This window comes from Alkalibacterium sp. 20, assembly GCF_001885615.1.
GTDB lineage: Bacteria > Bacillota > Bacilli > Lactobacillales > Carnobacteriaceae_A > Alkalibacterium.
Map to the genome: position 1 here is coordinate 1 of NZ_LSRN01000034.1, position 17,184 is coordinate 17,184.

A 17,184-nucleotide genomic window follows, 5' to 3' on the forward strand; every position below is an offset into this window, starting at 1 on the left:
CTATTAAAGAGGGTTATACAAAAAACTTTTCAACCTTATCAAGTGTTTATGTAAATTACGATTCGAATAACGAAGTATTCATCATGGATGATGTGAGATTTTGGGATCAAATTGAAAGTACTGCTCTTCTAAATAGTGATACTGAAGTTATATTTAAGAATGATGAAATCGAGAAAATTATTTGGTCATTTAAAGAAGATATGTTAGGGGAAAATCCAATGTTTATAATTTCTGATGTATATGGTAATGATTTTACTGTTAAACCATTAATGGAGGTAGACAATGAGTGATATTAGAGTATATAAACAGGAAGATTTAATGCTAAAGGTCAGTCATGACTATAACCCTTATGACTTGCCTTTAGAAGAATGGGATGAATTTTTAGATGTTCTCTGTGGTAATAGAGAATATCAAAAGAAAGCTATTATTAATTCAGTAATTTTTTTAGCTTCAAAGAATTATAGAACAACTGAAGATTTAGCTATTGAAAATTTCAATTCAAATACAAATCTTCAACAAAAATATACTACCTTAAATAAATTTATTAGTACATTACAGGTGAAAAATAAACTACATGCAAATATTGACTTAGCTACTGGTACAGGGAAATCATATGTTATTTACGGAATTTCTCAGATAATGCTTGGTTTGGGTTTAATTAAAAGGGTTCTAGTTCTTTGTCCTTCACTGACAATTGAAAAAGGTTTAATGAATAAATTTATCGACTTGGCTATAGATCCAGAGCTAAAAGCAGCAATACCTGAGAATGCAGTTATCTCTAAACCTAGCATAATTGATGCAAATAAAACAATAACAGAAGGGGATATCTGTGTAGAAAATATTCATGCTGTATATGACACTACGGGTTCATCCATTAGAGATAGTTTTAAAAATGGAGGTGAAGACACTTTAGTACTTAATGATGAGTCACATCATATATATAACGAGCTACAAAGTATTAATAGCAGTACTAACGAAGGGAAAAACATAAAAAGATGGAAAGAATTTCTAATTAATCCCAAATATAAATTCAATTATATTCTAGGTTTTACTGGTACTGCATACACTGATAATGAATACTTTAGTGACGTGATTTATAGATATTCTTTGAGGGAATCTATAGACGAAAGAATGGTAAAATCAATTGAGTACGTACAAGAAGATGACACTGTGAATAATGATTATGAAAAGTTCCAAAAAATATTTCATAATCATAAAGAGAATAAAAGGAAATACTCAAAGATAAAACCTATTACAATAATGGTAACAAAAGATATTAAGAATGCAGAAAACTTGTATGCAGATTTCTGTGATTTTCTCGTTGAGCGTAAGGGCATAATATTAGAAGAAGCCGAAAAAAAGGTGCTGATTGTTACATCAAGTTCTAAACACAAATCCAATATCCCATTATTGGATACAGTAGACAATTCAGAAAATCCTATTGAATGGATTATTTCAGTCAGTATGCTCACTGAAGGGTGGGATGTCAAAAATGTCTTCCAAATAGTCCCTTGGGAAGATAGAGCCTTTAACTCTAAACTTCTTATCTCTCAAGTATTAGGGAGAGGATTAAGAATTCCAGAATCTTATTCATCAGGATCACAGCCTATAGTTATTGTTTTCAATCATGCTAGTTGGAGTAAAAATATTGAAAATTTAGTCAACGAAGTTTTAGAAATTGAAACTAGATTGCACAGTTCTGTAAAATACTCAAATGATAGAAATAAATATAATTTTACAGTACATAACTTACCATATGATAAATCGGAAAAAGAAGTTAATCATAAAGAAGATAGAAAAGATTTAGATTATTCAAAAACATGGAAAGAAGGAATCAAGCTAACAAGTCAACCGGATCATTTGAAAAGGGTGACTTCATATGAAGATCTATCTTCTGGACTGGTAACTTCCAGAAAATATGATATTCAATATAAGACTAGATCAATAGATGAAGTTGTAAACAAAATCATTCATGGGTTCAGAACGCGTGATTGGGAAGGTGGTATCTTAGGTCTAGGCAGTGATGAAGTATATGACAAGAAAAATTTACCAAAACCTAATGATGTCAGACTATTGATTCGAAAGTCTATGGATAAAGTTGGGATTGAAGGAAACAATTTATCAGAAGAAAATGCAAATAGAGTTATGAGCACTTTTAATACATTATTTAGAAAATCTAGTAAGACAGTAGTGTTAGAAAAGAAATCTGAAGAACCATACGTTATAGAAACATCTGATATGAATAATGAAAGTTTAGGATTATCTTCTTTTAGAAGAGCTGCTACTTTATTTTATACTACAGATTATTTAGATACTTCTTTAAATGAAGAACAGAAGTTTGCAATTCAAATTTTTTTAGAAGATGATAGTTTCCCCAAAAGGTCAAGTAAAAAAATTAATAAACATCTATTTAAAACCCCAGTTAATTATTTATTTACTACAGAAACACCAGAATACGAGTTTACTAAACAACTTTCTGAGAAAGATAATGCTGAAGTTATTGAATCATGGATAAAATCACGAGACAGAGGATTTTACCAAATTGAATATAGTATCAGAATAGCTAGCCACCAGCGACAAAGAAACTTTAATCCTGATTATTTTATAAAATGTAAGCAGAAAAATGAAGATATTATTTTAGTAGTAGAAATTAAAGATGATAAAGACGATTCTCCTGAAAATAAGGCTAAATATAAATATGCCCTAAAGCATTTCGCAGAATTAAATAAAAAATTAGAAGAAAAAGGTATTAATGAGAGATATATTCTTCATTTTTTAACCCCTAAGGATTATCAAACATTTTTCCAATATGTAATCAATGGAAATATTTTTAAAAACACTTTTAAGAGTGAATTAGAAGTTCTTTTAGAATCAGATGATACCCAATAATTGTACTTTCATTTAAAAGATAACAAAAAGCAACTACTGAATAGTAGTTGCTATCGTTATGTACGCTATTCTCATTATTAGGAACCGAAACGGAACCGAGTTCATGTTAAACCATATCCAACTATGACAGTTATTTTATTAATATGTTGGTTTTAAGCATTTTAAAACTTTCTATTTCGTTTATGTCGCTAATATATTATCATGGTAAGGATGAGGTCGCCGGTTCGAATCCGGCAAGTGGCTTACCTAAAAGAGACCCTAAGGGTCTCTTTTTTTTGTGGATTTGTGGAATGGTGTGGGGTAATCATGGACGGTTTTTATACCTATTTTAAACTAGATCTCTAATTTTTAAAACGACTTATCCCTTATGATATCATCAAGATAACTGTTATTAAGCTAAGATCAGTAATAAAATGTGATGATTTGAAAGATGTTTCAAAAAAAGTAGGATTGTGTGTGTTTTTCATTTCGGTTTTGTGTGTGATGCATACTAAGTATGGCTTAAGAAAGTGGTTTTATCAGTCTCAGCAAAAAAGAACGAAAAGCTTAAAAGAAATCCGTAGTTTGAAAAAGTATTTGTTACTATACTGAAAGAACTAACCCATATTAGAGTAGGTTAGTATTTATTTCATCAAGTGGGAGCATCAATAATTTTTCTGTGCATTGAGGAACTCTGGACTGCCCCAGCTTAGTAATACCATGAGACCAATACAGATTGTATAACAGAGAAGATTCTCAAATAAATAACTGGCGACAATTTTTTAAAGTTTCATTTAAAAATGAGCCAAATGTACAAGTGTGATGAGATACAAGTAACATCGAAACTTAGGTGATGTGCCCTCGTTCGGGTATTAAAATAGCATTTATTCAACTTATTTACATAAGACACACTAGGCGCGATATAGTATAAAGCAGGAGGATTTATACTGAAAAAGTTGACCCAATCCAAAAACGCTCCCTAATAAATAAGACGAATTATATAGTGTATTGTACGATATATTTAATGAATATGTTGTTAACAAGCTAGATTTTATACTTTGAGCAAATCGTCTCAATTAAATAAAGATATTTAGCAAGTGAACAATGCATACAATGAAGAATAACTAATGTAAATTTTCAACCTGCGTGGTACACTTAAGTCAAATAAATTATATGAGGAGTGATTTCTGTGGAATTTATAAAAGGTGAAAATCGCTTTTACAAAGAAGAAAATGGGGAATTGTTAGCAGAAATAACTTATGTTCCAAAAGATTATATTGTAGAAGTTGACCATGTGTTTGTTGATCCATCTCTTAGAGGACAAGGTGTAGCTGAAAAGTTAGTGGAGCGGGTAGTTGAAGAAATGCAAAAAGAAGGTAAAAAAATTGTCCCTGTTTGTCCCTATGTTGATACTTTATTCGAGAGAAAACCTGAAAAGTATAATCATATACATTCAAAATGATTTTGCTAAATTCCAATGTTTTTTCTAAAAAATGTTGACAAATCAATTGGTTTATTATAATATGTATCTTGTGCTTAAAAAGCACAAGATATTTTGGCCCCTTGGTCAAGCGGTTAAGACACCGCCCTTTCACGGCGGTAACACGGGTTCGAATCCCGTAGGGGTCATAGCAATTTATTCATGAAATGTAATTATGCCGGTTTAGCTCAGTTGGTAGAGCAACTGAATCGTAATCAGTGGGTCGAGGGTTCAATTCCTTTAGCCGGCATTGCGTATATAAATACGGAGGGATAGCGAAGTGGTCAAACGCAGCGGACTGTAAATCCGTTCCTTCGGGTTCGTAGGTTCAAATCCTACTCCCTCCATTTATTGGGCTATCGCCAAGCGGTAAGGCAGCGGGTTTTGATCCCGTCATTCCTAGGTTCGAATCCTAGTAGCCCAGTATTATTAGAAAACTGTGTGGCAATTTGCTGCACAGTTTTTTTGTATAATTAAAAATAATTATTCTTTAATGCTTTATGGTATGAATAGTTGTTAATCGATAAAATTCACTCGTTTACAGTTTATGATTGTATGGTATACTTACACAGTATATGGTTAGATATTGGAGGTGGCGTAATGCCTATAGAATTTCTGAGAACATTCGATTGGTCAAGATTATTTGCTTGGCGAACAGGAGTTAACATCATTGATATTTTGATTGTTGCTTTTTTCATGTATCAGCTCATGCGAATCGTTAAAGGTACACGTGCTGTAGAACTGTTAAAGGGAATTGGCGTTATCTTATTACTTAAATTTGTAAGTGTGTTATTTAGACTCAACACGACGGAATTTGTTGTTGATTTCGTTATTCAGTGGTCTGCATTAGCGCTCATTATTATATTCCAACCTGAATTAAGACGAGGATTAGAGCACCTCGGTCGAGGATCTGTGTTTGGAAGAAAACGAAAATCAAATCCTAGTGAACAAGTTGTTGAGCATTTATCTCATGCCCTACAATATATGGGGAAAAGACGAATTGGTGCGTTGATTTCAATCGAAATAGAAACAGGACTCGACGAATACATTGAAACTGGAATTCCGATCAATGCTGACTTGTCGTCTGAATTATTAATTAATATTTTCATTCCTAATACACCTTTGCATGACGGGGCTGTGATTATTAAGGATTATAAAATTGCGACAGCCGCAAGTTATCTTCCACTCTCAGAGAGTCCAGCCATTCCGAAGAAATTGGGGACCCGACATCGTGCTGCGATTGGTTTGTCCGAAGTGTCCGATGCAATTACACTAGTTGTTTCAGAAGAAACTGGAGATATAAGCATTTCTCGTAGAGGGAACCTTATTAATGATATGACACAAGAAGAAGTTATCAGTTATTTAAATAAAGAAATAGTCGAAACTGAAAAAGAGAAAGAGACACGAGGACCTTTACAACAATTTATAGAAGATGTTAGAAAAGGGGTGTCGGGTAAATGAAGATGAATGTTGATAATCCTTGGATTTCAAAATTGATTGCCTTGTTTTTTGCCATCGTGCTGTTCTCATTCGTAACATTCGAGAATCAATCACGTAATCTTTCAACAGATCCAACAGATGGAGCGAGTATTACCAGTTCAGAAGTCATTACTAATCTACCGATCGATATAAATATTGACCGCGATAATTATTTCGTTTCAGGCATACCGGAAACAGCTACAATACGATTAGAAGGTCCACAGGCTATTTTGACACAAACTTTAGCCACGCAGAACTTCACTATTGAAACACCTGATCTGGAAAGACTAGGTCCTGGGAGTCATACGATTGAGTTGGAGGCAGCTGGACTAAGCAATCAGTTGAATTATAGTGTAATGCCTTCAGAAGTTGCAGTAGAAATAGAAGAAAAAAGAGTAGAAGATCATGACGTGCGTATTGAGTTCAATGAATCTTCCCATCTGGCAGAGGGCTATCGAGCTCAGGATACTATCTTGTCGAATGAAACGGTGACGATCTCGGGCGCGTTATCTACAATGGAGCAAATCAGTGATGTGATGGTGGTTGTTATGCCTGAAGGAAGTAATATCACCGAAGATATCGAAATGACATTAAATGTATTGGTGCTCGACGAAACAGGTGACCCCTTAAATGTAAATATTTCTCCACAACTAATTGATGTCAGGATTCCTGTTAAAGGAACGCAGCGGACATTACCGATTGTCTTGGAAGAATCGGGGATCCCGATCGAAGATTATGAATATTCTTTAGAGGTTTCTCAAGGAGAGCCAGAGAACGTGACGATTACTGGAGAATCTGATATTATAGAAGAGTTGAATAACTTTGTAATAGAAGTAGATGTCTCAGGAATAACAGAATCAACAATACGGACGATACCTTTGAATCATCCAGATGGCATAACTGAAACAAACCCTCGCGAGTTAGATGTTTTGATTCGCGTAAATAGAGTACAGAATGAAGAAGATAACGAAAATGATAATGAATCAAATTAAACAGGTGAACACCAATAATGTGAGGAGTTAATATATAATGGGAAAATATTTTGGAACCGATGGCGTACGAGGAATAGCAAATAAAGAACTGACACCAGAATTAGCGTTTAAGTTAGGACGTTTTGGTGGATATGTGTTAGCACAACATTCAAAAACAGATAACCCCCGCGTTTTAGTGGGTAAAGATACACGTATTTCTGGGAGAATGCTGGAATATGCTTTAATTTCTGGTCTCTTATCCGTAGGTGTCGAAGTCTTACGTTTAGGCGTAATAACTACTCCAGGTGTTTCTTTCTTAACGCGCCAACAAGATGCCGCAGCAGGTGTCATGATTTCTGCGTCACATAATCCTGTAGAGGATAACGGAATCAAATTCTTTGGCTCTGACGGGTTCAAACTTTCTGACGAACAAGAAGCTGAAATAGAAGCCTTGATTGATACTGAAGAAGATACATTACCTCGTCCGAGTTCAGATGGCATGGGGACTTCTGATGAATACAAAGAAGGATTACAAAAATACATTCAATTCTTAAAACAAACTATTTCTGGAGATTTATCGGGTATCCATGTTGCGCTTGATGGTGCGAATGGAGCGGCTAGTCCGCTAATTAACCGATTATTTGCAGACTTAGATACGGACTTTGACGTGACTGGAAATACGCCTAACGGTCTAAACATCAATGAGGGTGTTGGAAGTACGCATCCGGACTATCTTTCTAAATTCGTTAAAGATAAAGGTGCAGATGTCGGATTAGCTTTTGATGGTGATGGAGATCGTTTGATTGCGGTAGATGAACTGGGTAATATCGTAGACGGCGATAAAATCATGTACATATGTGGTAAATATATGCATGACGAAGGACGCTTGAAGAAGAGTACGATCGTTTCAACGGTTATGAGTAATATCGGTTTCTACAAAGCGCTGGAAGCACATGATTTAAAATCAGTGAAAACAAAAGTGGGCGACCGCTTTGTTGTTGAAGAAATGGTTACAAATGGTTACAATTTAGGTGGAGAACAATCAGGACATGTTATATTCCTTGATTACCATACAACCGGAGATGGTTTATTAACAGGTGTTCAACTTCTAAACGTGATGAAACAAACAGGGAAAAAATTATCTGAATTAGCCGAAGAAGTCACCTCTTTTCCTCAAAAACTGGTTAATATTCAAGTAACTGACAAACATAATGTTATGTCTAACCCGGCAATTAGCCAAGTTATTGAACAAGTGGAAAAAGAAATGGCTGATAATGGTCGCGTCCTTGTACGACCAAGTGGAACAGAGTCATTACTGCGTGTGATGGCGGAAGCTCCCACAGAACAAGCTGTTTTAGAATATGTAGAACGTATCGCGAAAGTTGTAAGAGAAGAATTAGGTACAAACTAAACTTCATAAAACAAACGACAAATTAAAAACTACAAACCCCATCGGAATATGTGGTTTGTAGTTTTTTCTCTGTCATTTACTTATAGAAAAGGACTAGGACCAAATGATCAAGAAAAACCAGCCGATCATGATCAATTGAATGATTCCTTCAGCTAATCTACCGCTTAAAAAGCCAATGAGGGTGCCAATAGCCGCGCGCAATGCGGAAAGGAAATCTTCTTGCTGCCAGTATTCGACTATGATGACAGCAATGAATGGCAGAGCCAAAATACCGAATGGCGGATAAACAAATGCACCAATGATGACTGAAATCGCAGCAACCCGTCCGCCTAACTTGCTACCTCCAAATTGCTTAACTGCTAATGAACCAGTAAAAACATCAGCCAGTAACAGGACTGCTGTCAAGGTGACCATGGATATCCAAAAGAATGTCGTAAGTTCACCAGAGTTAAGAAAGAAATGATATATTATAAAGCCACCCCATATAGCGAAAACGGATGGCAAAACGGGGAAAAATAAGGCAACGAAGCTAGTAATAAATAAACCAATAATTATGATCCATAAAAGTATTTCCAAGATTAGAGACTCCTTTCTTAAAATCAACACACTTTTAGTATACTAAATACGGATGTGTTTGGAAAAAATTAAAATTGCGAGAGAATAGAAAATTATAATTGGTTCATTGAAAACTGGAATTCAATCTGAAAAATGCGTTATGGTAAAGTATTTAAGAAGGAAAATCATTTTTTTCTAATAGAAAGGCATTAAAGGGATAATAGCGTGGCAGGACTCTTAATGGAGGTAGTTCAATAGATACTGAGTAGAAAGAGTAGGATCAATATTTCTTGCATTAAAAATTTAGCAAGAAATAATTAAAGGAGTTAGTATGGGAGCATTCAAAAAATATATTACGACATATAAAAGAAACGATCCATCGGCTAGATCAACACTTGAAATTGTTCTAACTTATCCCGGATTTTGGGCTATTATATATTACCGTATCGCTCATTTCTTACACCAGAGGAATTTGAAATTAATCGCACGTATGATCTCTACGTTCGGAAGATGGCTGACAGGGGTTGAAATTCACCCTGGAGCCGTCATAGGCAGATGCTTCTTTATAGATCATGGTATGGGGATAGTGATCGGAGAAACGGCTATTATCGGTGATGACGTCCGTATTTTTCATGGCGTGACATTAGGTGGCCGAGGAGATGAAACAGGCAAGCGTCATCCAACGATAGAGGATGGGGTTTTACTATCAGCTCATGCTCAAGTTATCGGTAATATAACAATAGGGAAAAATGCAAAAATTGGTGCAAGTGCCGTCGTCTTGAAAGATATTCCAGAAGGAGTAACGGCTGTGGGTATTCCTGCTAAAGTGGTGAAATCAAAGATTGAAAATCTTGATGAAACTGACGCCTGCGAACTAAAGTGAGTAAAAGCTATTAGTAGAATGTTCTAACTATTGGCTATATACTACTTATGAAGTACAAGAAAAGGAGGGTTCTATGAATCGGCTAATCAAAATCATTATGGCTGTTTTGTTTGTCAGCTTATTGTCATCTCCTGCTGCTTTTGCCAAAAGTGATAATGCCAAAGAGTCGCTTGTTGCGGTGGGCGATTCGATTCCGTTCGGCTACAACCTGGGGCAGACCAACCAAAATCCCGCAAAAACTAGTTATCCTTATGTGATCGGCAAACTAAGCGATTTGCGGGTCCGGAACCTCGGTGTTTCGGGAAGGCAGTCGGGTCAGTTATTGACTGCCTTGCAAACCAATCAGAAATACCGACAAGCTATTATTCATTCGGATTATGTCGCCGTGACCATCGGAAGTAACGATTTCTTGGGAATTCTGCGGGCTGCAGATGCAGAAAGCCGCGAGAAACAGGTTCCGTTCGAAGTAATACTGGCAGGTATGCTAAAAGTAAACAGCCCTGTTATTTTCAACAATATCACCCAGACTATTAAAGAAGTCCGCTTGTTGACAGATTCGCCAATCGTTTTATACAATGTGTACAACCCTTTCCAGACTTATGATCCGTTCTTGCTCTATGGTGTCGCAGAAACTTATCTTCCAGGTATCAACACTGTCTTCGAAAATCTGGCATCTACTTACCCAGATGTCTACCTGGCTGATGCCTACAGCGCATTCCGTGATAACGAAGACGAAGAATACGTCTTGCCTGGTGACATCCATCCGACCGAAGCCGGACAGGCCAAACTTGCTGAAATAGGCTTGGATGCTTTAAAGCTCGATTAAGTAAATGAAAAATAAAATAAGTTTAAAGGTTGGCTCTCTCCTATTATGAACTACTACGTTTAAACCAGATACTTAAAAAAAACGATAATATGCAATCCAAAGAAGATGATCCCGGTAAGCTACTGGGGCCATCTTCTTTTTTTGATAACGACCATGAGTATAAAACGAAATATAGTCTTCTACTGAATTCCACAACTCCTGAAGGGTTTCCTGTTTCGTTCTTCATGCTTTTTTCTTTCAGTAATAACTTTTTTACTGAATATAGCTTACCTTCCAGATAGACTATGCGTGCTATTGCTTCTTCCAACCGCTCCGTAATAGCTCTCTTTTGTATTCCTGTTTTATGCTATAATAATAAAAATAAAGGGGAGTGAAGATCATGGATTCAGAAGAATGGAAGATGAAGGATGCCTTGATGCGTGAGTTTAATCAGGAAAAATCAGAAACGGGTGTTTCGGGGAAACGCCTGGCTGAAAGATTGGATATTCTCTCGATGATTGGTAGAACAAGTGACAACGGATCCAAACGTCCAGGGTTTTCACTACTTGAACGCGAAGCCAAAACGACTGTGATAAAATGGATGAAAGAAGCGAGTTTAAGTGTTCGTCAAGATGGTGCAGGCAATATTATCGGCCGTCTGGAAGGAGAACAGTCATCTCTTCCAGCTATCATGAGCGGCTCTCACGTTGATACCGTATCAAATGGTGGCCATTTTGATGGCACTTTAGGCGTGTTGTCTGCGCTGGAAGTCGCACAAGCATGGAAAGACACAGGGTACTTGCCTAAGAAACCTTTTGAAGTAGTTATTTTTACGGATGAAGAGGGGTCACGGTTTAATGGTGGGTTGACTGGAAGCGAAGCACTGACAGGTGATTCAAATATAGATGATTTGTTGTCTAAAGTGGATAATGAAAGACGTACGTTTAAAGAAGTCATCGCGGATGTTGGTTTGACAGTTGAAGGATTTGAGCAAGCCAAGAGAGATTTAAATGAAATCGAAACATATGTAGAGATACATATTGAACAAGGGAAACGTTTAGAAAAAGAAGATTTGCCGTGCGGTATTGTGAATGGGATTGCTGGACCGTATTGGATGAAAGTTACATTTAAAGGATTAGCTGGACATGCCGGCAACACACCCATGGATGACCGCCGAGATGCTCTGGTTGCGGCTAGCGAATTTATTCAAAAAGTGAGTGAGTTACCTCGAACAATAAATATGACATCTGTTGCAACTGTGGGCAATATAGAAGTTAAACCGAATGGGACCAACGTCATTCCGGGCGAAGTCATTCTTTATGTGGATATTCGGGATATAAAGACAGACTCCAGACAAGAACTGATTTCAAAAATCATCTCATGCGGTGAAAATATAAGTCATCATTCGGATGTTTCTTTTGAGCATAAGCGTGTGCACAACTCCTTGCCTGTCCCAATACCCTCAGCACTACAAGATAAACTCGCTGAAGCTGCGAAGGAAGAAGGAATAAGACCCTATTTCTTACCAAGTGGAGCTGGTCATGATGCAATGATCTTAGGTAGGTATATTCCTGTAGCCCTTTTATTTGTTAGAAGCAGGGACGGGATCAGTCATAATCCGGCTGAATGGTCAGATTTAAGTGATTGTGTCCAAACCGTACAAGTATTGAAGAGGTATATCGAGAAATTGCAATAACAGTAATGAGAATGAGCTAATAATTAGATCTGTGAATGTAGAAGCCCATAGTGTACCCAATAATATGCATGAAATGTGACATAATGGGTAATAGCGTTCCCTTCGTCACCCCATTAGATTGGATGAAGTGCATACAATACTTAATTGTGTGTCTGCTGTCCCTGGTCTTGCTCTATGGAAGGGGTTCGATTCTTTTTCAGTTGATTCTCGAACAAATCTTGAATGAAAATCATAAAGCAAAGTAAGCATTTATAAGATAGAAAAAAGATGACATTGGAATGAAAAACCCAATGTCATCTTTTTTTATTTTGCCTTTATTTAACTGCGACGTCGGCCGCCTCCGAATATTAAGATGAGACGCATCACGCTTAAGAAAGAAGCAATCACTGCAGCAATATATGTTAGAGCTGCGGCATTCAAGACTTTTTTAGCTTGCGGGATTTCTTCTCGGGTCAGCAGATTCTGCTCTTCCAAGATACGAATGGCACGCTTGGATGCATCGAATTCAACCGGTAAAGTTATGAGTTGAAAGAGTAATGTCAGAGAAAAAAGCATGATACCGATATTGATCAGCATGCCTTCTCCGCCAAGAAACATACCAAGCAGGAGAATAGGAAACGCAGCGGTTTGACCGAAGTTCGTGACAGGAACCAAGGCTGCACGTAAACGCAATGGTCCGTAATTATCGCGGTCCTGCATTGCGTGTCCCGCTTCATGAGCAGCAACACCAATGGCAGCGACGGAACTTGAATTACGTGTTGTGTCAGAAAGGCGTAAGACATTATCCTGCGCATTATAGTGGTCAGTTAAGTTTCCTCTGATACCCTCCAGACGCACATTCTCTAAATTTGACGCATTTAAAATTTGACGACAAACATCAGATGCCGTGTACCCACGTTTGCTTTTCACATCACTGTACTTACTATAGGTCGATCGCACATACATGCTCGCCAAACCAGAAATGATTAAGCCGATAATTATTAATATCATGGTTGGATCCCAATAAAAGGGGAAATACATCTTAAGAACCTCCAATACTTTTTTAATTGAAATTCACTTTTGAGTTCAATTGATTTCAATTAATTATACCATATAGAGAATGTCTTTTCAGATTATTATTATGAATTAGGTGTGATTTATTTTTGTTGAAAGTTAGTTTCAAAGACTTTTTTTTTCATGCTCGTAAAGGAAGTAATAACAAAACAATTTAATTTAGTAAATTTACTTGTTTAGTTTTACTAAAGGGGTTACAATAATAGTGACTACTATAAGGAGCGTGTTTATAATGGAACGAAAAAAATTAATGCAGGAATTTAAAGAACGATTCAACTATGAAGGTGAACGTGTATTTTTTTCACCTGGACGCATCAATTTAATAGGTGAACACACGGATTATAACGGCGGGAAAGTGTTTCCCTGCGCCATAACAATGGGCACATATGGGGTTGTAAAAGCGCGTAAAGATAATGAAGTCCATGCCTATTCCGGCAATTTTCCTAAAGTCGGTACAATAGTTTTTGACATTCAGGACCTCGCTTTTAAAAAAGAAGATAACTGGACGAACTATGTTAAAGGGATGATGAAATATATTCAAGAACAAGTGGGCGAATTGCCTCATGGTTTTGACTTGTACGTTTATGGTACAATCCCAAATGGCGCTTCGCTTTCTTCGTCCGCTTCTTTGGAATTGCTTACTGGAGTGATCGTGCATGACTTATACAACTTGGATATCTCTCGACTAGACCTTGTCAAACTAGGTATGCGTACAGAAAATGAATTTTTAGGACTCAATTCAGGTATTCTTGATCAGTTTGCTGTAGGGATGGCTGTAAAAGGATACGCTATGTTGCTTGACACAAACACTTTATCGTATGAGCAAGTACCGGTCGATCTGCCACACCATAAGATAGTGATCATGAACTCCATGACCCGACGTGAATTAGTTGATTCAGAGTACAATACCCGACGTGAACAATGTGAAGCAGCGTTAGAACAATTGCAGGAAGTCGTTGACGTTTCTTCATTAGGAGAATTGACAGAAGAAACATTTGAAAAATACAAACATGTCATCAAAGACGAGGTATTGATGCGCCGTGCTCGTCATGCTGTATACGAAAGTGCCCGTACTGATCGAGCAGCTGAAGCATTGAAAGCCGGCGAATTAGATCAGTTTGGAAAATATATGAATGAGTCGCACATCTCTTTGGATGAAGATTACGAAGTGACCATTGAAGCCACAGACTTACTTGCTAGATCAGCATGGAAAGAACCGGGTGTCATCGGTGCGCGCATGACCGGAGGCGGATTCGGGGGATGCTGTATTGCCATCGTAGAAAATAATGAGGTAAAATCATTTGTCGAAAATGTCGGGAGCGGCTTTAATAAGAAAATAGGACATGAAGCTGAATTTTATATTGCAGAAACAGCTGATGGAGCAAAGGAATGGGTGGACAATGAGTAAAAAGATAGCAGCCCCAGCCATCGATCAGATCATTACTGACTTTATTGATTATTATATTAAAACAAATAGAGTAGATAATAATGACCGCATCTATTTGACGAACCGGTTACTTGATCTACTGGATAAAAAAGAAATTGTAGCCTTAATGCCTCTGGAAGAGAATGATCAACCACTGGAATTGCTGGACAAACTGACGGAGTATGCAGTCAAACACAATGTGATCGATGACCTTTCTTCTAGTCAGGATGTGTTTGGAGCAAAAGTTATGGACCTAGTAACCATGCGTCCTTCTGAAGTGAATCAGTTGTTTTGGGAAGAGTATAAAAAAGGGCCTAAATGGGCAACGGATTATTTTTATGAAATGAGTAAAGAAAATAATTATATAAAAACAAGAGAAATAGCTAAAAATATTGAATACACCCATCAGACAGAATATGGTGAACTGGAAATCACGATCAATTTATCGAAACCAGAAAAAGATCCCAAAGAAATCGCTTTGGCCAGACAAACAAAAACAAACTATCCTGAGTGTAAACTGTGCATGGAAAACGAAGGGTATGCGGGACACTTAACGCATCCTGGGAGAGCAAATCACCGGCTCGTAAGGATGGATTTAAACGAAGAAGAATGGGGCTTTCAGTATTCACCCTATGCTTACTACAACGAACATGCCATCTTTTTATCTCGTATCCACCGTGAGATGGATGTGGGCGTTCAAGCCATAAAAAATCTCTTGGATATCTTGACCGCATTGCCTCATTATTTTGTGGGTTCTAATGCCGGATTGCCTATTGTGGGTGGGTCTATTTTATCCCACGACCATTATCAGGGCGGACTTCATACCTTCCCTCTAGAGAAAGCTGATGCTGATTATTCTTTTGAATTGAGCCAGTCATCAAATGTAGAGACGAGTGTGATTAAATGGCCGATGTCAGTGATCCGCTTAACGAGTTTGGACAAAAAAGCGGTGGTCCAAACTGCTGATAAAATCATGAAAATGTGGGAAGGTTATTCCGATGAATCGGTGGGGATTTATGCTGAAGTAGATGGGGAGCCGCATAACGCGGTTACACCGATAGCCCGACGTAAAGGTGAGGCGTTCGAACTAGATCTTGTTTTACGTAACAACCGGACTTCAAAGGAGTTGCCTGATGGCATCTTCCATCCACATCCACCTGTTCAACACATCAAGAAAGAAAATATCGGCTTGATCGAAGTGATGGGATTAGCTATTTTGCCACCACGCCTAAAAGATGAACTGCAGACGGTCAGAGACTTTCTGATTGAAAGAAGCAGTCATGTCGATGCCCTCCATCAAGAGTGGGCTGATGAATTAAAAGAGAAGAATGAGATAACAGAAGATAATGTCAATGAAATCGTTGATAAAGCGGTCGGCGACGTCTTTTTACAGGTCTTGAAAGATGCAGGCGTCTTTAAAGGTGATAAAGATGGCAAAGATGCATTTAGACGATTCATTGATTATTTGATAGATAAAGGATCACTTTAGGAGGAAATATTGTGGAACTGACAAAAACTGTTTTCGGGACGTATGAAGGTAAAGATGTGTATGAATATACATTGACCAATTCGAATGGTGTCTCAATAAGCGCGATGCCATTTGGTGCAACCCTGACTAAATTGGTAACACCAGATAAGGATGGGAAGAAAGAAAACATCACTTTGAATATCGAAAATTTAAAGGACTTTGTAACGCATCGTCCTTTTTATGGCGCAACGATTGGCCGCGTCGCCGGTCGCATTACCAAGGGTAAATATTTCTTGGGCGGCAAGGAGATACAATTAGATGTTAACGAAGGAAACAACCTGTTGCATGGTGGTCCCAAAGGCTTGGACACAAAACTGTGGGATATTGAAGCGTACGAAGCTGAAGGCAAACTTTCTTTTAATTATGAAAGCCCGGCAGGAGAGAATGGGTTTCCTGGAACCATGCAGATCACTGTCACATATACGCTGACTGAAGCGAATGAATGGGTGATTGATTACACAGCGACGACAGACGAAATGACGTTGTTTAATCCCACCAATCATGTGTATTTCAATTTAACAGGGGACATCAATAAACCGATATTAAATCATGAGTTGGAGTTGGCCAGTCGGCATTATGTGCCACTTGCTGAAGAAAACCTGCCAGGTGGCAACTCGGCGAGCGTTGACGGTACACCATTCGATTTTACAATATTGAAACCAGTCAAAGAAGCTGTACTTTCCGATCATCCTCAAATCAAACCATTAAATGGTCTGGATCATCCATTTGTTCTGGATCAAAAAGATGAAGTTAAAGGTAGACTGTATGATCCAGAAAGTAAAAGAGAAGTAAAATTCTACACAGACTGTAACAGCGTGGTCGTGTTTACTCATAATGGAGAAGTGGATGATTATACAATTGACGGAGGACCAGCTAAACAATATGCGGGCATTACTTTGGAAACTCAAACGTTACCTGATGCAATCAATCAGCCGGGATTCGGAAATGTTATTTTAAGACCAGATGAGACGTTCCGGTCGCAGACGACGTATAAATTTGGAGTAAGAATCTAACAGGATTTGTAAGATT

The 17,184-nt window shown here is 37.5% G+C and carries 14 protein-coding genes, 4 tRNA genes and 1 pseudogene; 16 read left to right on the forward strand and 3 right to left on the reverse strand.

Annotated elements, in window-relative coordinates; all coding sequences use genetic code 11:
- The 10 genes from AX762_RS06385 to glmM all read left to right on the forward strand — a co-directional run.
- Positions 1-290 (forward strand): hypothetical protein (locus tag AX762_RS06385; protein WP_218162478.1); only part of this gene is annotated, 290 nt, incomplete at its 5' end.
- Positions 283-2,889 (forward strand): DEAD/DEAH box helicase family protein, encoded by a 2,607-nt coding sequence (locus AX762_RS06390; protein ID WP_071848324.1) that lies wholly within the window; start codon positions 283-285, stop codon positions 2,887-2,889. The genes AX762_RS06385 and AX762_RS06390, both read left to right, overlap by 8 nt.
- A gap of 1,168 nt (positions 2,890-4,057) precedes the next feature.
- Positions 4,058-4,330 (forward strand): GNAT family N-acetyltransferase, encoded by a 273-nt coding sequence (locus AX762_RS06395; RefSeq protein WP_071848325.1) that lies wholly within the window; start codon positions 4,058-4,060, stop codon positions 4,328-4,330.
- Positions 4,331-4,425: 95 nt separating this feature from the next.
- Positions 4,426-4,497: transfer RNA gene (locus AX762_RS06400), tRNA-Glu, on the forward strand.
- 28 nt (positions 4,498-4,525) lie between these two features.
- Positions 4,526-4,598: transfer RNA gene (locus AX762_RS06405), tRNA-Thr, on the forward strand.
- A gap of 16 nt (positions 4,599-4,614) precedes the next feature.
- Positions 4,615-4,695 (forward strand) — tRNA-Tyr (locus tag AX762_RS06410).
- A 5-nt stretch (positions 4,696-4,700) separates the two neighbouring features.
- Positions 4,701-4,772, forward strand: a tRNA-Gln gene (locus AX762_RS06415).
- Between the two features lie 176 nt (positions 4,773-4,948).
- The gene (gene cdaA / locus AX762_RS06420) at positions 4,949-5,809 is read left to right on the forward strand and encodes a diadenylate cyclase CdaA (protein WP_071848326.1); all 861 of its coding nucleotides are present in this window, start codon (positions 4,949-4,951) and stop codon (positions 5,807-5,809) included.
- Positions 5,806-6,819, forward strand: a complete 1,014-nt coding sequence (locus AX762_RS06425) for a YbbR-like domain-containing protein (protein ID WP_071848327.1) — start codon at positions 5,806-5,808, stop codon at positions 6,817-6,819. Before cdaA ends, AX762_RS06425 begins: the two co-directional genes overlap by 4 nt.
- A gap of 37 nt (positions 6,820-6,856) precedes the next feature.
- Positions 6,857-8,209, forward strand: a complete 1,353-nt coding sequence (glmM, locus tag AX762_RS06430) for a phosphoglucosamine mutase (protein WP_071848328.1) — start codon at positions 6,857-6,859, stop codon at positions 8,207-8,209.
- Between the two features lie 93 nt (positions 8,210-8,302).
- Here the strand turns inward: glmM and AX762_RS06435 are convergent, their stop codons facing one another.
- Complete coding sequence (locus tag AX762_RS06435; RefSeq protein WP_218162479.1) at positions 8,303-8,785, reverse strand: DUF456 domain-containing protein; 483 nt, start codon at positions 8,783-8,785, stop codon at positions 8,303-8,305.
- Between the two features lie 310 nt (positions 8,786-9,095).
- Here AX762_RS06435 and epsC point away from each other — a divergent pair, with 310 nt between their 5' ends.
- Positions 9,096-9,647 (forward strand): serine O-acetyltransferase EpsC, encoded by a 552-nt coding sequence (epsC, locus tag AX762_RS06440; RefSeq protein ID WP_071848329.1) that lies wholly within the window; start codon positions 9,096-9,098, stop codon positions 9,645-9,647.
- Between the two features lie 73 nt (positions 9,648-9,720).
- A complete protein-coding gene (locus tag AX762_RS06445) occupies positions 9,721-10,473 on the forward strand; it encodes a GDSL-type esterase/lipase family protein (RefSeq protein ID WP_071848330.1) in 753 nt (250 codons plus the stop codon).
- A gap of 72 nt (positions 10,474-10,545) precedes the next feature.
- Here the strand turns inward: AX762_RS06445 and AX762_RS13325 are convergent.
- A pseudogene (locus tag AX762_RS13325) lies at positions 10,546-10,671 on the reverse strand (IS3 family transposase); the annotation flags it as partial.
- Between the two features lie 181 nt (positions 10,672-10,852).
- Here AX762_RS13325 and AX762_RS06455 point away from each other — a divergent pair.
- Positions 10,853-12,148, forward strand: a complete 1,296-nt coding sequence (locus AX762_RS06455) for a M20 family metallo-hydrolase (protein WP_071848331.1) — start codon at positions 10,853-10,855, stop codon at positions 12,146-12,148.
- Positions 12,149-12,466: 318 nt separating this feature from the next.
- Here the strand turns inward: AX762_RS06455 and AX762_RS06460 are convergent, their stop codons facing one another.
- Complete coding sequence (locus AX762_RS06460; protein WP_071848332.1) at positions 12,467-13,168, reverse strand: zinc metallopeptidase; 702 nt, start codon at positions 13,166-13,168, stop codon at positions 12,467-12,469.
- A 265-nt stretch (positions 13,169-13,433) separates the two neighbouring features.
- On the opposite strand from AX762_RS06460, the gene AX762_RS06465 reads away from it, so the two are divergent.
- From AX762_RS06465 to AX762_RS06475, 3 genes are read left to right on the forward strand one after another with little or no spacing between them, the layout of a single operon-like run.
- The gene (locus tag AX762_RS06465) at positions 13,434-14,609 is read left to right on the forward strand and encodes a galactokinase (protein WP_071848333.1); all 1,176 of its coding nucleotides are present in this window, start codon (positions 13,434-13,436) and stop codon (positions 14,607-14,609) included.
- Complete coding sequence (galT, locus tag AX762_RS06470) at positions 14,602-16,116, forward strand: UDP-glucose--hexose-1-phosphate uridylyltransferase (protein WP_071848334.1); 1,515 nt, start codon at positions 14,602-14,604, stop codon at positions 16,114-16,116. The genes AX762_RS06465 and galT overlap by 8 nt, the downstream gene beginning before the upstream one ends.
- Before the next feature lie 11 nt (positions 16,117-16,127).
- Positions 16,128-17,168, forward strand: coding sequence for an aldose epimerase family protein (locus AX762_RS06475; RefSeq protein ID WP_256244533.1), 1,041 nt, complete (start codon positions 16,128-16,130; stop codon positions 17,166-17,168).
- Positions 17,169-17,184: the final 16 nt, after the last annotated feature.

Bases quoted from the DNA above. Each gene is read 5' to 3' on its own strand.
- AX762_RS06445 (WP_071848330.1), top strand. From the start codon at position 9,721: ATGAATCGGCTAATCAAAATCATTATGGCTGTTTTGTTTGTCAGCTTA.
- epsC (WP_071848329.1), top strand. From the start codon at position 9,096: ATGGGAGCATTCAAAAAATATATTACGACATATAAAAGAAACGATCCA.
- AX762_RS06460 (WP_071848332.1), bottom strand. From the start codon at position 13,168: ATGTATTTCCCCTTTTATTGGGATCCAACCATGATATTAATAATTATC.
- cdaA (WP_071848326.1), top strand. From the start codon at position 4,949: ATGCCTATAGAATTTCTGAGAACATTCGATTGGTCAAGATTATTTGCT.
- galT (WP_071848334.1), top strand. From the start codon at position 14,602: ATGAGTAAAAAGATAGCAGCCCCAGCCATCGATCAGATCATTACTGAC.
- AX762_RS06425 (WP_071848327.1), top strand. From the start codon at position 5,806: ATGAAGATGAATGTTGATAATCCTTGGATTTCAAAATTGATTGCCTTG.
- glmM (WP_071848328.1), top strand. From the start codon at position 6,857: ATGGGAAAATATTTTGGAACCGATGGCGTACGAGGAATAGCAAATAAA.
- AX762_RS06455 (WP_071848331.1), top strand. From the start codon at position 10,853: ATGGATTCAGAAGAATGGAAGATGAAGGATGCCTTGATGCGTGAGTTT.
- AX762_RS06465 (WP_071848333.1), top strand. From the start codon at position 13,434: ATGGAACGAAAAAAATTAATGCAGGAATTTAAAGAACGATTCAACTAT.
- AX762_RS06390 (WP_071848324.1), top strand. From the start codon at position 283: ATGAGTGATATTAGAGTATATAAACAGGAAGATTTAATGCTAAAGGTC.